The following is a 14,993-nucleotide window of genomic DNA, read 5'->3' as shown; positions in this document are numbered from 1 at the left end:
GGGCATTTCAGTACTGCGCGAACGTGGGTTATGCGATCGCTTCGCTACGCTTGCCGAGCATACGGTCAATCACCACCGTCACGACCAACACCATCACCGAAGGCACCAGCCACGCCAGGCCCTGCTCGCTCAACGGCAAATTCGCCAACTGCGACGGCAACCAACCCGCCAGGCCCGCGCCCTTGAGCGCGTCGATGCAGCCAAAGATGAACGACACCAACATCACTGGGCCAACGATCCGGCCCTGCTCCTGCCAGAAGTCTTTGCAGAAGCTCAGCGCCACCAGCACGATGCACGGCGGATAGATCGCGGTGAGTACCGGGATCGAGAACGCGATCAGCTTGGTCAGGCCCAGGTTGGACACGAACAGCGAGAACAGCGCCAGGATCACCACGAGGGTCTTGTAGGACAGCGGCAAGACGCGGCTGAAGTACTCGGCGCAGGCACAGGTGAGGCCAACAGCCGTGACCAGGCACGCCAGGGAGATCAGCACCGCCAGGAAGCCGCTGCCCAGGGAGCCAAACGTGTGTTGCACATAGGCGTGCAACACGGCGGCGCCATTGGCGGCACCGGCGGCGACTTCATGGCTGCCCGAACCAAGGCGAAACAGGCTGACATACACCAGTGCCAGGCCCACACCGGCGATCAGGCCGGCGATAATTGCGTAGCGGGTGATCAGCTTCGGCGACTCAACGCCACGGGAGCGAATCGCGTTGACGATCACAATGCCGAACACCAGGGCGCCCAGGGTATCCATGGTCAGGTAGCCATTGATGAAGCCTTGGGAGAACGGCGCAGCCACGTATTCCGGGGTAGCGACACCCACGTCACCCGCCGGCAAGGCAAACGCGGCGATGCCGAGGATGGCCAGCGCGATGATCTTCAGCGGGGCCAGAAAGCGACCCACTGTGTCCAGCAGTCGGCCTGGGTACAGGGAGACAAAGAACACCACCAGGAAATACACCGAACTGTAGAGGAACAGCGCCAACGGGCTTTCGCCGGTCAGCGGCGCGAGGCCCACCTCAAAGGATACGGTCGCGGTACGCGGGGTGGCGAACAGCGGCCCTACCGCCAGATACGCCGCCGCCGCCAGCAGGCCACCGGCGATCTTGCCGATCGGGCTGCTCAACGCGTCCATACCGCCACCAACCTTGGCCAGTGCGATCACGGTGACCACCGGCAAACCCACTGCGGTGATCAAAAAGCCCAGCGCTGCCATCCAGACATGAGGCCCGGACTGCAAACCAACAATAGGCGGGAAGATGATGTTGCCGGCGCCCACGAACAGGGCAAAGGTCATAAAACCCAGCGCCAGGATGTCCTGGCTTTTCAACACTTTCATTTGAGGAAATACCACACTACTGAATCGGAATTTAGAGAGGGATTCCCTATGGATGAGGGAAATACTGCCGGCCCTTATGGGAGCCGACCGGTCTAGCGCGCGGCTTCCTTTTGGGATGCGGGCGCATAAAGAGGCGGCTAGGGTACAGAATTGGGCTGACAAACGCACTGTTGCGGGGCGTACTGTCCGATAAGCGACATTTCTATGTCGCATTCATATATCTAAATGTTGGAATACAATCGAATGTGGGAGCGGGCTTGCTCGCGAAAGCGGTGTTTCAGCACCTGATTGGCTAGCTGATACACCGCTTTCGCGAGCAAGCCCGCTCCCACATTTTGATCTGCGCCAGTCGCGAATTCAGCTGTCCCAGAATGCACAAAGGCCACCCGAAGGTGGCCTTTGTGTGGGTGAAGCGTCAGTTAAGCGCGAGGCTTACTTGACAGCCCAACCGGTCAGCTCGGACAAAGCCTTGCCGATGTCTGCCAGCGAACGCACGGTTTTAACGCCTGCGTCTTCCAGGGCAGCAAACTTCTCGTCTGCAGTGCCCTTGCCGCCAGAGATGATTGCGCCAGCATGGCCCATGCGCTTGCCAGCAGGGGCAGTCACACCAGCGATGTAGGAAACAACCGGCTTGGTCACGTGTGCCTTGATGTAGGCAGCCGCTTCTTCTTCAGCCGAACCGCCGATCTCACCGATCATGACGATCGCTTCGGTCTTCGGGTCTTCCTGGAACAGCTTCAGGATGTCGATGAAGTTGGAGCCTGGGATCGGGTCACCGCCGATGCCGACGCAAGTCGACTGACCGAAACCGGCGTCAGTGGTCTGCTTAACAGCTTCGTAGGTCAGGGTGCCGGAACGGGAAACGATACCGACTTTGCCTGGCAAGTGAATGTGACCTGGCATGATGCCGATCTTGCATTCGCCTGGGGTGATCACGCCTGGGCAGTTAGGGCCGATCAGGGTAACACCCAGCTCGTCGCACTTAACTTTAGCGTCCAGCATGTCCAGGGTAGGAATGCCTTCGGTGATGCAGACGATCAGCTTGATGCCGCCGAAGGCTGCTTCCAGGATGGAGTCCTTGCAGAAAGGAGCTGGAACGTAGATCACGCTGGCGGTAGCGCCAGTGGTTTCTACGGCTTCTTTCACGGTGTTGAACACTGGCAGACCCAGGTGCTCGGTACCGCCTTTACCAGGAGTAACGCCACCCACCATCTTGGTGCCGTATTCAATGGCTTGCTGGGTGTGGAAACTACCTTGCGAACCGGTAATACCCTGGCAGATAACTTTGGTGTCTTTATTGATCAGGACGCTCATTATTTGCCCTCCGCAGCTTTGACAACTTGTTGAGCAGCGTCGGTCAGGCTGGTAGCCGCGATGATGTTCAAACCGCTTTCTGCCAGTACTTTAGCGCCCAGTTCAGCGTTGTTACCTTCAAGGCGAACAACAACCGGGATTTTAACGCCGACTTCTTTCACTGCACCGATGATGCCTTCGGCAATCATGTCGCAACGAACGATGCCGCCGAAGATGTTGACCAGTACTGCAGCGACGTTGGCGTCGGACAGGATGATCTTGAAGGCTTCGGTCACGCGTTCTTTGGTAGCACCACCGCCCACGTCGAGGAAGTTGGCTGGTTTGCCGCCATGCAGGTTGACGATGTCCATGGTACCCATGGCCAGGCCAGCACCGTTGACCATGCAACCGATGTTACCTTCCAGGGCTACGTAGTTCAGTTCGAACTTGGCAGCGTGCGCTTCGCGCGGATCGTCTTGCGACGGATCGTGGAAAGTCTTGAGCTTAGGCTGACGGTACATGGCGTTGGCGTCGATGTTGATCTTGGCGTCCAGGCAGTGCAGATCGCCGTCAGCCTTGATCACCAGCGGGTTCACTTCCAGCAGGGCCAGATCGTGATCCTGGAACAGTTTGGCCAGACCCACGAAGATCTTGGCGAACTGGGCAACTTGCTTGCCTTCCAGGCCCAGCTGGAATGCCAACTCGCGACCCTGGAATGGCTGAGCGCCAACCAGTGGATCGATAGTGGCTTTCAGAATTTTTTCTGGGGTCTCGTGAGCGATTTTCTCGATGTCCACGCCACCTTCGGTGGAAGCCATGAACACGATGCGACGGCTCGAACGGTCAACGACAGCGCCCAGGTACAGCTCTTTAGCGATATCAGTGCACGATTCAACCAGGATCTTGGTGACTGGCTGGCCATTGGCATCAGTCTGGTAAGTCACCAGACGCTTGCCCAGCCACTGCTGTGCGAAGGCCTTGGCGTCTTCTTTGCTGCGAACCAGCTTAACGCCGCCCGCTTTACCGCGACCACCAGCGTGGACCTGGGCTTTGACAACCCACTCGGTGCCGCCGATTTTGTCGCAAGCTTCTGCTGCTGCTTCCGGGGTGTCTACTGCGTAGCCCTTGGATACTGGCAGGCCGTATTCAGCGAACAGCTGCTTACCCTGATACTCGTGAAGATTCATGCTTTTTACCGTCTTCGTTAGGTACTGCGCATTCGGCGCTGCGCTCATTATGAGTGCCGCGCCACCTGTGACTGCTGCTTGCGCAACTTGCGGGGCTCAAGGCCCGTAAAGCTGCGCAAGACTGCGTCCAGCGGATATTCCGCGGTGAGTCTTGCGCGCAAGGCTCACGACGGGCAACTCCGCCGTGGTTTCTTATTATCTCGCTTAGCGCTTCTTCTTGTTGGCGATGTGGATGGCACCGCCATTCACTGCCAACGCTGCTTCGTGCAACGCTTCGGACAGGGTCGGATGGGAGAAGACCATCATGCCCAGGTCCTCGGCACTGGTGCCGAATTCCATACCGATCGCGCCTTGCTGAACCAGTTCTGCAGCGCTTGGGCCAATCACGTGGACGCCCAATACGCGGTCAGTCTTGGCATCAGCGATGACTTTGACAAAACCACCGGTGTCGTTGGCTGCCATGGCACGGCCAGAAGCAGCAAACGGGAAGGTGCCGACGTTAACTTCAACGCCTTCAGCTTTCAACTGCTGTTCGTTCTTGCCGACCCATGCAATTTCCGGGTGAGTGTAGATAACCGATGGGATCAGGTCGTAGTTCATCTGGGTCTTGTGACCCTTGATGCGCTCGACAACCATAATGCCTTCTTCGGAAGCCTTGTGCGCGAGCATCATGCCGCGAACCACGTCGCCGATGGCGTACACGCCAGGCACGGTGGTAGCGCAGTGATCGTCAACGTGGATGAAGCCACGCTCGTCGATGTTCACGCCGCTGTCAGCTGCCAGCAGGTCGGTGGTCACTGGACGGCGACCAACGGCTACGATCAGCTTGTCGAATGTGATGGTCTGCTCGCCTTCTTTATCGGTGTAGGTCACAACGACTTCTTCGCCGTTGACCTTGGAACCGGTAACACGGGCGCCCAGTTTGATGTCCAGACCTTGCTTGGTCAGGGTTTTCAGGGCTTCTTTGGACACCGCGGTGTCGGCAGCCAGCAGGAACGTGTCCAGGGCTTCCAGCACGGTGACTTCGGAACCCAAACGGGACCATACCGAACCCAGTTCCAGGCCGATCACGCCAGCGCCGATCACGCCCAGACGCTTAGGAACCGATTGGAACTCCAGGGCGCCGGTCGAATCAACGATCACGTTCTGGTCAACTGGAGCAGGCGGGATGTCGATTGGACGCGAACCTGGGGCCAGGATTACGTTCTCGGCTTCGATGACTTCAACCGAGCCGTCTGGCTTGGTGATTTCAACTTTCTTGCCGGCCAGCAGCTTGCCGTGGCCTTGCAGGGAAGTCACGCCGTTGGCCTTGAACAAGGTGGCAACGCCGGAGGTCAGGCCTTTAACGATGTTGGCTTTACGGCCGACCATTGCTGGCACGTCCATGGTCACGCCAGCGTGGTTAATGCCGTGGATCGCGAAACCGTCTTGGGCTTCATGGAATTTCCAGGAGCTGTCCAGCAGCGCCTTGGAAGGAATGCAACCAACGTTCAGGCAAGTACCGCCCAGCGCCAGTTTGCCTTCCTTGTCGGTGTATTTTTCGATGCAAGCAGTCGAGAGGCCCAGTTGTGCGGCCTTGATGGCGGCAACATAGCCGCCAGGACCTGCACCAATCACTACGACGTCAAATTTCTGTGTCATGAAAATAGATCCTCTATTTGCGACAAGCTTCTAGCCCCAAGCTGCAAGCCAAGCTGCTTTTTCCTACAGCTTGTAGCTCGCAACTTGAAGCTGCTTCAATCAGATATCCAGCAGCAGACGAGCTGGGTCTTCCAGCAGGTTCTTGATGGTCACCAGGAAAGTCACGGCTTCTTTACCATCGATCAGGCGGTGATCGTAAGACAGTGCCAGGTACATCATCGGGCGGATCACGACTTGGCCGTTGATGGCCATAGGACGCTGGATGATATTGTGCATGCCCAGGATCGCAGCTTGTGGCGGGTTGACGATCGGCGTCGACATCATCGAACCGAAGGTACCACCGTTAGTGATGGTGAACGTACCGCCGGTCATCTCGTCGATGGTCAGCTTGCCGTCACGGGCTTTCTTGCCGAAGCCGGCGATGCCGCCTTCGATTTCAGCCAGGCTCATCAGCTCGGCGTTACGCAGGACTGGAACCACCAGGCCACGGTCGCTGGACACGGCAACGCCGATGTCTGCATAGCCGTGGTAAACGATGTCGGTACCGTCGATCGAAGCGTTGACTGCCGGGTAGCGTTTCAGCGCTTCAGTAGCCGCTTTCACGAAGAACGACATGAAGCCCAGGCGCACGCCATTGTGGGACTTCTCGAACAGATCCTTGTACTTCGAACGCAGGGCCATGACTTCGGTCATGTCGACTTCGTTGAAGGTAGTCAGCATCGCCATGTTCGACTGTGCTTCAACCAGACGCTTGGCCACGGTGGCACGTACGCGGGTCATCGGTACGCGCTTCTCGGTGCGGTCGCCAGCGGCGAACACAGGCGCAGCGGCAGCCGGGGCAGCTGCCTTGGCAGGTGCGGCAGCTGGGGCGTTTTTCTTGGCTTCAACTGCAGCCACCACGTCTTCCTTGGTCACACGGCCGTCTTTGCCGGTGCCTTTGATGGACGCCAGGTTGATGCCGTTTTCTTCAGCCAACTGACGGGCAGCCGGTGCAGCGATTGGATCTTCGCCGCCTGCGGCCGGAGCAGCAGCGGGAGCCGAAGCAGCAGCCGGTGCAGCGGCGGCAGGAGCAGCGGCAGCAGCGCTGCCCTCTTCGATCGAGCCCAGCACTTGGTTCGACAGAACGGTAGCGCCTTCTTCGGCAACGATTGCGCCCAGTACGCCGTCAGCTTCGGCCAACACTTCCAGAACGACTTTGTCGGTCTCGATGTCGACGATCAGGTCGTCACGCTTTACAGCGTCGCCTGGTTTCTTGTGCCAGGTGGCAACGGTGCCATCGGCAACCGATTCCGGGAATGACGGGGCTTTGATTTCGATAGCCATTATCTGTGGGTCCTTAAAATTCGGTTTCAGTCAGCGCGAAGGCGTTAAACAGTGAAAGCATCTTGCAGCAGTTTTTCCTGCTGCTCGGCGTGCATCGACGCATAACCACACGCAGGTGCAGCAGAAGCGTCACGACCGGCATATTCCAGGCCCAGGGCCTGCTTATGGTTACCGATGCTGCGACGCAAATGATGCTGGCTGCTGTACCAAGCGCCCTGGTTCATCGGTTCTTCCTGGCACCACACCACGTGAGTGAGGTTGGTGTAAGGCGCAATGGCCTCCATCAGGTCGTCTTCCGGGAACGGGTAAAGCTGCTCGATACGCACGATGGCGATGTCTTCGCGGCCTTCGGCACGGCGTTTTTCCAGCAGGTCGTAGTAGACCTTGCCGCTGCACAGGACCAGGCGAGTCACTTTCGCCGCGTCCAGCGTATCGATCTCTGGAATAACGGTCTGGAACGAACCATCCGCCAGATCTTCCAGGGTCGAGATGGCCAATTTATGACGCAGCAGCGACTTCGGTGTCAGTACCACCAGCGGCTTGCGCAGCGGGCGGATCACCTGGCGACGCAGCAAGTGGTAGATCTGGGCCGGGGTAGTCGGCACGCACACCTGGATGTTGTGCTCGGCGCACAGCTGCAGGTAACGCTCCAGACGGGCCGAGGAGTGCTCCGGACCCTGACCTTCATAACCGTGTGGCAGCAGCATGGTCAGACCGCACAAACGGCCCCACTTGTGCTCGCCGCTGGTGATGAACTGGTCGATAACCACCTGGGCACCGTTGGCGAAGTCGCCGAACTGGGCTTCCCAGATCACCAGCGCTTGAGGCGTGGTGGTCGAGTAACCGTATTCGAACGCCAGTACGGCTTCTTCGGACAGGAACGAATCGTACAGGTCGAAACGTGGCTGGCCTGCGTACAGGTTCTGCAACGGGATGTAGGTGCCCGCGTCTTTCTGGTTGTGCAGCACGGCATGACGGTGCGAGAACGTACCACGGCCGATGTCCTGGCCAGTCATGCGGATCGGGTGACCTTCGAACGCCAGGGTCGCGTACGCCATGGTTTCGGCGTAACCCCAGTTGATCGGCAGGCCGCCGGCTTGCATCTTCTGACGGTCTTCGTAGATCTTCGCAACCTGGCGCTGAACCACGAAACCTTCCGGGATTTCCAGCAGCTTGGCGGACAATTCCTGCAAGGTCTTCAGATCGAACGACGTATCGTGACGCGCAGTCCAGGCGTGGCCCAGGTACGGACGCCAGTCAACGAACAACTCTTTGTTCGGCTCTTTAACCAGGCTTTTTACAACATGCAAACCATTGTCCAGCGCGTTGCGGTATTCATCGACTTTCGCCTGAACACGCGCATCGTCAACCACGCCGGCCTTGGTCAGGCTTTCGGCGTACAGCTCACGGGTAGTGCGCTGCTTGGTGATCTGCTGATACATCAACGGCTGAGTACCGCTTGGCTCGTCCGCTTCGTTGTGACCGCGACGGCGGTAGCAAACCAGGTCGATCACCACGTCACGCTTGAACTGCATGCGGTAATCAATGGCCAACTGGGTCACAAACAGCACAGCTTCCGGATCATCGCCATTCACATGGAGGATCGGCGCCTGGATCATCTTGGCAACGTCGGTCGCGTACTCGGTAGAGCGCGCGTCCAGCGGGTTGCTGATGGTGAAGCCAACCTGGTTGTTGATGACGATGTGAACGGTACCGCCGGTCTTGAAGCCGCGGGTCTGCGACATCTGGAACGTTTCCAGGACCACGCCTTGACCGGCGAAAGCCGCGTCACCGTGGATGGAAATCGGCAGAACCTTTTCACCGGTGGTGTCATTACGACGATCCTGGCGAGCACGGACCGAACCCTCGACCACTGGAGAAACAATTTCCAGGTGGGATGGGTTGAAGGCCATGGCCAGGTGAACTTCACCGCCAGTGGTCATCACGTTGGACGAGAAGCCCTGGTGGTATTTAACGTCACCGGAACCCAGCTCAACCTTCTTCTTGCCTTCGAACTCGTCGAACAGCTCACGCGGGTTCTTGCCGAAGGTGTTGACCAACACGTTCAAGCGACCACGGTGAGCCATGCCGATCACGATTTCCTTGGTGCCGTAGGAACCGGAACGCTGGATCAACTCGTCGAGCATCGGGATCAGGCTTTCGCCGCCTTCCAGACCGAAACGCTTGGTGCCCGGGTACTTGGTACCCAGGTACTTTTCCAGGCCTTCGGCAGCGGTTACGCGCTCGAGCAGATGGCTACGCACATCTTCAGACAGCACCGGACGACCACGCACACCTTCCAGACGGTGCTGGAACCAGTGGCGTTGCTCGGAATCGGTGATGTGCGTGAACTCAGCGCCAATGGTGCGGCAATATGTCTGCTGCAACGCTTCGTGAATTTCGCGTAGGCTCGCCTCCTCTTTGCCGATGAACAGGTCGCCGGCACGGAAGGTCGTATCAAGATCGGCATTGGTCAAGCCGTAATGATTGATCGACAGGTCAGCAGGTGCAGGACGCTGCCAGAGCCCCAGCGGGTCAAGCTGGGCCGCCTGGTGGCCACGCATCCGGTAGGCCTGGATCAGTCGCAATACCTCAACTTGCTTCTTCTCGTGCTCACTGCTCACGCTGCCGGCGGAAACCGGTTGGGCGCGGCGCTGGTTCTTTGCCAGCAGCACAAACTGATCGCGAATCGTGGCGTGCGATACATCGGTGGCAGCGTTGCCGTCTGAAGACAACGTCTGAAATTTGGTGCGCCATTCTTCTGGCACAGCGTTAGGGTCGTGCAGGTAGAGCTCATAAAGCTCTTCCACATAGGCAGCGTTACCACCTGAAAGATAGCCGCTGTTCCACATGCGCTGCATCACGCTTTCTTGCATGCTTGGTCACCCTCGATTTGGGGACACCACCGGCGAAAACACCGAGTTTGCTTGCAAAAGGCCAAGTGCAGCGACCAAAACAAGCCACTTAGGATCACGCTGATAGTTCGGGTACCAACCCGAATGCCCCTGCTTGTCTCATTTCTTCAAAATAAGAGCCGCGGCTTTGTAAGTCGCTGCTCAAGTTAAAACTACGGCGCCGGTTGAAGCCTGCGCCGTAGCATTTACGGGCACAACGGTCCTGCTTTTACTACACGTCGCTTACACGCCGCTCTGCAGCAGCATGTTACGGATGTGACCAATGGCCTTAGTCGGGTTCAGGCCTTTGGGACATACGTTGACGCAGTTCATGATCCCGCGGCAGCGGAATACGCTGAACGGGTCATCCAGCGAAGCCAGACGCTCGGACGTCTTGGTGTCACGGCTGTCTGCCAGGAAGCGGTACGCTTGCAGCAGGGCAGCTGGACCCAGGAACTTGTCCGGGTTCCACCAGAAGGACGGGCACGACGTCGAGCAGCAAGCGCACAGGATGCACTCGTACAGACCGTCGAGCTTCTCACGCTCTTCCGGGGACTGCAGACGCTCGATGGCCGGGGCCGGCGTGTCGTTCTGCAGGAACGGCTTAACTTTCTCGTATTGCTTGTAGAAGATGCTCATATCCACGACCAGGTCACGGATAACCGGCAAACCTGGCAGCGGACGAACGATCAACTTGTTGCCTTTAACCACGGCAGACAGCGGCGTGATGCACGCCAGGCCGTTTTTGCCGTTGATGTTCATGCCGTCGGAACCGCACACACCTTCACGGCAAGAGCGACGATACGAGAAACCTTCGTCCTGCTCTTTGATCAGCGCCAATACATCCAGCACCATCAGGTCTTTACCACCGGTATCAACCTGGAACTCCTGCATGAACGGCGCAGCGTCCTGATCAGGGTTGTAGCGATAAACACTGACTTTCAACATGGCAGCCACCCTTAGTAAGTCCGAATCTTCGGTTCAAACGTCGGTACCGTCTTCGGCGAGAAGTTCACGGCACGCTTGGTTACGCGCTTGTCACCCGGGAAGTACAGGGTGTGGCACAACCAGTTTTCGTCATCGCGATCTTCAAAGTCTTCACGCGCGTGAGCACCACGGGATTCTTTACGAACCTCGGCGGCGATCGCAGTCGCTTCAGCCACTTCCAGCAGGTTTTGCAGTTCAAGGGCTTCGATACGAGCGGTGTTGAACGCCTGGCTCTTATCGTTGATCTTGACGTTGGCGATGCGCACGCGCAGATCGGCCAGTTGGGCAATACCCTTCTGCATGTATTCGCCAGTACGGAATACACCGAAGTAGTTCTGCATGCAGCTTTGCAGCTCGCGACGCAGGGTAGCTACGTCTTCGCCATCAGTGCGCGAGTTCAGCGCATTCAGACGGGCCAGGGCCGCTTCGATGTTGGCGTCGGTCGCGTCATCGTATTCGATGCCGTCGGTCAGCGCTTTTTCGAGGTGCAGGCCGGCAGCACGACCGAATACCACCAAGTCGAGCAGCGAGTTGCCGCCCAGACGGTTGGCACCGTGTACCGATACGCACGCCACTTCGCCTACGGCGAACAGACCATGAATGATCTCGTCCACGCCTTCAGCGTTTTGGGTGATCGCCTGGCCATGAATGTTGGTCGGCACGCCGCCCATCATATAGTGGCAGGTTGGAACAACCGGAACCGGTGCAACTACCGGGTCAACGTGTGCGAAGGTCTTGGACAGCTCGCAGATGCCTGGCAGGCGGCTGTGCAGCACTTCTTCGCCCAGGTGATCGAGCTTGAGCAGTACGTGGTCGCCGTTCGGGCCACAGCCGTTGCCGGCAATGATTTCCTTAACCATCGAACGGGCTACAACGTCACGGCCAGCAAGGTCTTTCGCGTTCGGCGCATAACGCTCCATGAAACGCTCGCCGTGCTTGTTGATCAGGTAACCCCCTTCACCACGGCAACCTTCTGTAACCAGTACACCGGCGCCGGCGATGCCGGTCGGGTGGAACTGCCACATTTCGATGTCTTGCACTGGCACACCGGCACGCAGTGCCATGCCAACGCCGTCACCGGTGTTGATCAGGGCATTGGTGGTCGACGCGTAGATACGGCCTGCACCGCCCGTCGCCAGAACAGTAGCCTTGGCGCGGATATAGGTGGTTTCACCGGTTTCAATGCAGATGGCGATCACACCGACGAATGCGCCGTCGGCGTTCTTCACCAGGTCAACCGCGTAGTATTCGTTCAGGAACGTGGTGCCGGCTTTCAGGTTGCCCTGATAAAGCGTGTGCAGCAGCGCGTGACCGGTACGGTCGGACGCGGCGCAGGTACGGGCAGCCTGCCCGCCTTTACCGTAATCCTTCGACTGGCCGCCGAATGGACGCTGGTAGATACGGCCTTGCTCGGTACGGGAGAACGGCAGACCCATGTGGTCCAGCTCGAACACCGCGGCCGGGCCTTCCTGGCACATGTATTCGATAGCGTCCTGGTCACCGATATAGTCGGAACCCTTGACGGTATCGTACATGTGCCAGCGCCAGTCATCGTTCGGGTCGGCGGAGGCGATGGCGCAGGTAATACCACCCTGGGCCGATACGGTGTGGGAACGGGTCGGGAACACCTTGGTGATCACGGCAGTCTTGTGACCGCCCTGTGCCAGCTGCAGCGCAGCGCGCATGCCAGCACCGCCGCCACCAATAATGATGGCGTCGAATGAAATAGTTGGAATGTTAGCCATGAATCAGATACCCCAAAGAATCTGCACACCCCAGACGAAGTAAGCGAACATCGCGATGCCGCATACTGCCTGGAAGAGGAAACGTACTGCGGTCGCGGACTTGCCCAGCGCCATTGGCGTCAGGTAGTCGGTCGCGATGGTCCACATGCCAACCCAGGCGTGAGCACCCAGGGCAACAAGGGCCAGCAGACTGAAGATTCGCATCGCATTGTGGGAAAACAGGCCGTGCCATTGCTCATAGCCGATGCCCGGATTTGCGACGAGGTATCCGATCAGGAAAATGAAATAAGCCGCGAGAACAACCGCAGACACACGTTGTGCCATCCAGTCATAGAGGCCCGAACGCGATAGGTTCGTAACGCTGGTTACCATATCCAAACTCCTGCCAGAACGATCAGCACCACGGAGATGGCGATGATGATTTTCGAGCCCAGGCGGCCGCCTTCCAGCGTCTCACCGATGCCCATGTCCATGATCAAGTGGCGCACACCGGCTACCAGGTGATACAGCAGAGCGGACAGGAGGCCCCATGCTACGAACTTGGCCAGCGGGCTGGTCAAGCATGCCTTCACCTCGGCGTAACCTTCCTCGGAACCCAGGGATTTGCTCAATGCATAAAGCATGATGCCCAAGCCCAGGAACAGGATGATGCCGGAAACACGGTGCAGGAACGACGTAACGCCGGTGATGGGGAGTTTGATGGTCCTTAGGTCTAGGTTTACAGGTCGTTGGCTATTCACGGCTTTTTTTCACACTTAAGAGCCCCTAACAATCAGGGCAAAGTTGTCGGGGAGTGCACTGGTCAGGTAAGCACCACCCAGGGAGTGCGACCCCCAATGAAAGCAAGCCCAAAAGCCCTTGGCGGTCGGTGGCCGAGTATAGACAGTTAGGTTACTAATGACAACGCGCTCACCTCACCCTAATAGCGGATTGCGCTGGCGGGATAAAAGGCGTAAACGGCAGGTAATTTCGAGGAAAAAGTACGGTTAAAGCCTTCTGGGGCAAGACTTTAGGCAAATTGACATCTGAATTTATCTCACTATAGTGGTGCGGGCCCTGCGTGGGGGGTCTGTCTGATGATTTGAAGCATAAATAGGAGGCCACATGGCTGACAAAAAAGCGCAGTTGATCATCGAGGGCGCAGCCCCCGTCGAGCTGCCCATTTTAACCGGCACCGTTGGTCCCGATGTTATCGACGTACGGGGCCTGACGGCCACGGGCCGTTTCACTTTCGACCCAGGCTTCATGTCGACCGCCTCTTGCGAGTCGAAGATCACCTATATCGACGGCGATAATGGCATTCTGCTTCACCGCGGCTACCCGATCGAACAACTGGCTGAGAAGTCGGACTACCTGGAAACCTGCTACCTGCTGCTAAATGGCGAATTGCCAACAGCCGAGCAAAAAGCCCAGTTCGTCAGCACCGTGAAGAACCACACCATGGTTCACGAGCAGTTGAAGACCTTCTTCAACGGCTTCCGTCGCGACGCCCATCCGATGGCCGTCATGTGCGGCGTGGTCGGCGCCCTGTCGGCCTTCTATCATGACTCCCTCGACATCAATAACCCGCAGCATCGCGAAATCTCCGCGATCCGCCTGGTTGCCAAGATGCCGACCCTGGCCGCAATGGTTTACAAGTACTCCATGGGCCAACCCATGATGTACCCGCGCAACGACCTGACGTACGCGGAAAACTTCCTGCACATGATGTTCAACACGCCGTGCGAGATCAAACCGATCAGCCCTGTGCTTGCCAAGGCCATGGACCGGATCTTCATCCTCCACGCCGACCACGAACAGAACGCCTCGACTTCTACCGTGCGCCTGGCAGGTTCTTCGGGTGCGAACCCGTTCGCCTGTATCGCCGCCGGTATCGCCGCACTGTGGGGCCCTGCCCACGGCGGTGCGAACGAAGCCGTGTTGACCATGCTCGATGAAATCGGCGATGTCTCGAACATCGACACATTCATCGCCAAGGCCAAGGACAAGAACGACCCGTTCAAGTTGATGGGTTTCGGTCACCGGGTCTACAAGAACCGCGACCCGCGCGCCACCGTCATGAAACAGACCTGCGACGAAGTGCTGAAGGAACTGGGTATCAAGAACGATCCGCAACTCGAACTGGCCATGCGCCTGGAAGAGATCGCTCTCACCGACCCGTACTTCATCGAACGCTCGCTGTACCCGAACGTCGACTTCTACTCGGGGATCATCCTCAAGGCGATCGGCATTCCAACCAGCATGTTCACCGTGATCTTCGCCCTGGCGCGGACCGTGGGCTGGATCTCCCACTGGAAAGAAATGCTCTCCAGCCCGTACAAGATTGGCCGCCCGCGCCAGCTGTACACCGGCTACGAGTCGCGTGACATCACCAAGCTGGAAGATCGCAAGTAAGCACTGGCTGCAAGCTGTACTGAGAACGGCCTCCCTTAGTGGAGGCCGTTTTTGTTTGTGCCGCCTGACATACCGCCTTCGCGAGCAAGCCCGCTCCCACAGTTGACCGTGTACATCCTTTGAAATGCGGTCAACTGTGGGAGCGGGCTTGCTCGCGAAAGCAATAGCCCAGGCAACACAGAACCCC

At 58.2% G+C, this 14,993-nt stretch carries 11 protein-coding genes; 1 reads left to right on the top strand and 10 read right to left on the bottom strand.

What is annotated here, in order from left to right; all coding sequences use genetic code 11:
* Window positions 1-28: 28 nt before the first annotated feature.
* From brnQ to sdhC, 10 genes are all read right to left on the bottom strand, one after another.
* Window positions 29-1,342, bottom strand: coding sequence for a branched-chain amino acid transport system II carrier protein (gene brnQ, locus AB4O35_RS14840; RefSeq protein WP_065872665.1), 1,314 nt, complete (start codon window positions 1,340-1,342; stop codon window positions 29-31).
* Window positions 1,343-1,774: 432 nt separating this feature from the next.
* Window positions 1,775-2,656 carry a succinate--CoA ligase subunit alpha gene (gene sucD / locus AB4O35_RS14835; protein WP_065872666.1) on the bottom strand — a complete coding sequence of 294 codons (882 nt, stop codon included), beginning with the start codon at window positions 2,654-2,656 and terminating at the stop codon, window positions 1,775-1,777.
* Window positions 2,656-3,822 (bottom strand): ADP-forming succinate--CoA ligase subunit beta, encoded by a 1,167-nt coding sequence (gene sucC, locus AB4O35_RS14830; RefSeq protein WP_060754516.1) that lies wholly within the window; start codon window positions 3,820-3,822, stop codon window positions 2,656-2,658. Before sucC ends, sucD begins: the two co-directional genes overlap by 1 nt.
* A gap of 204 nt (window positions 3,823-4,026) precedes the next feature.
* Window positions 4,027-5,463: a dihydrolipoyl dehydrogenase gene (gene lpdA / locus AB4O35_RS14825; RefSeq protein ID WP_065882465.1), complete on the bottom strand. Its 1,437-nt coding sequence runs from the start codon at window positions 5,461-5,463 to the stop codon at window positions 4,027-4,029.
* A 99-nt stretch (window positions 5,464-5,562) separates the two neighbouring features.
* Window positions 5,563-6,786 (bottom strand): 2-oxoglutarate dehydrogenase complex dihydrolipoyllysine-residue succinyltransferase, encoded by a 1,224-nt coding sequence (odhB, locus tag AB4O35_RS14820; protein WP_065872668.1) that lies wholly within the window; start codon window positions 6,784-6,786, stop codon window positions 5,563-5,565.
* Between the two features lie 44 nt (window positions 6,787-6,830).
* Window positions 6,831-9,662, bottom strand: coding sequence for a 2-oxoglutarate dehydrogenase E1 component (locus tag AB4O35_RS14815; RefSeq protein ID WP_065872669.1), 2,832 nt, complete (start codon window positions 9,660-9,662; stop codon window positions 6,831-6,833).
* A gap of 261 nt (window positions 9,663-9,923) precedes the next feature.
* A complete protein-coding gene (locus AB4O35_RS14810) occupies window positions 9,924-10,628 on the bottom strand; it encodes a succinate dehydrogenase iron-sulfur subunit (protein ID WP_003172807.1) in 705 nt (234 codons plus the stop codon).
* Between the two features lie 11 nt (window positions 10,629-10,639).
* The gene (sdhA, locus tag AB4O35_RS14805) at window positions 10,640-12,412 is read right to left on the bottom strand and encodes a succinate dehydrogenase flavoprotein subunit (RefSeq protein ID WP_065872671.1); all 1,773 of its coding nucleotides are present in this window, start codon (window positions 12,410-12,412) and stop codon (window positions 10,640-10,642) included.
* 3 nt (window positions 12,413-12,415) lie between these two features.
* Window positions 12,416-12,784 carry a succinate dehydrogenase, hydrophobic membrane anchor protein gene (gene sdhD, locus AB4O35_RS14800; protein ID WP_032889156.1) on the bottom strand — a complete coding sequence of 123 codons (369 nt, stop codon included), beginning with the start codon at window positions 12,782-12,784 and terminating at the stop codon, window positions 12,416-12,418.
* The gene (gene sdhC / locus AB4O35_RS14795) at window positions 12,778-13,152 is read right to left on the bottom strand and encodes a succinate dehydrogenase, cytochrome b556 subunit (RefSeq protein ID WP_003172804.1); all 375 of its coding nucleotides are present in this window, start codon (window positions 13,150-13,152) and stop codon (window positions 12,778-12,780) included. The genes sdhD and sdhC overlap by 7 nt, the downstream gene beginning before the upstream one ends.
* A gap of 364 nt (window positions 13,153-13,516) precedes the next feature.
* Here sdhC and gltA point away from each other — a divergent pair, with 364 nt between their 5' ends.
* Complete coding sequence (gltA, locus tag AB4O35_RS14790) at window positions 13,517-14,806, top strand: citrate synthase (protein ID WP_014717728.1); 1,290 nt, start codon at window positions 13,517-13,519, stop codon at window positions 14,804-14,806.
* The last annotated feature ends 187 nt before the right edge of the window (window positions 14,807-14,993 follow it).

The sequence above is a fragment of the Pseudomonas sp. H1_A03 genome (genome assembly GCF_054685145.1).
Note: the sequence above shows the minus strand (reverse complement) of the source record. Positions and strands in the feature narration are given on the sequence as shown.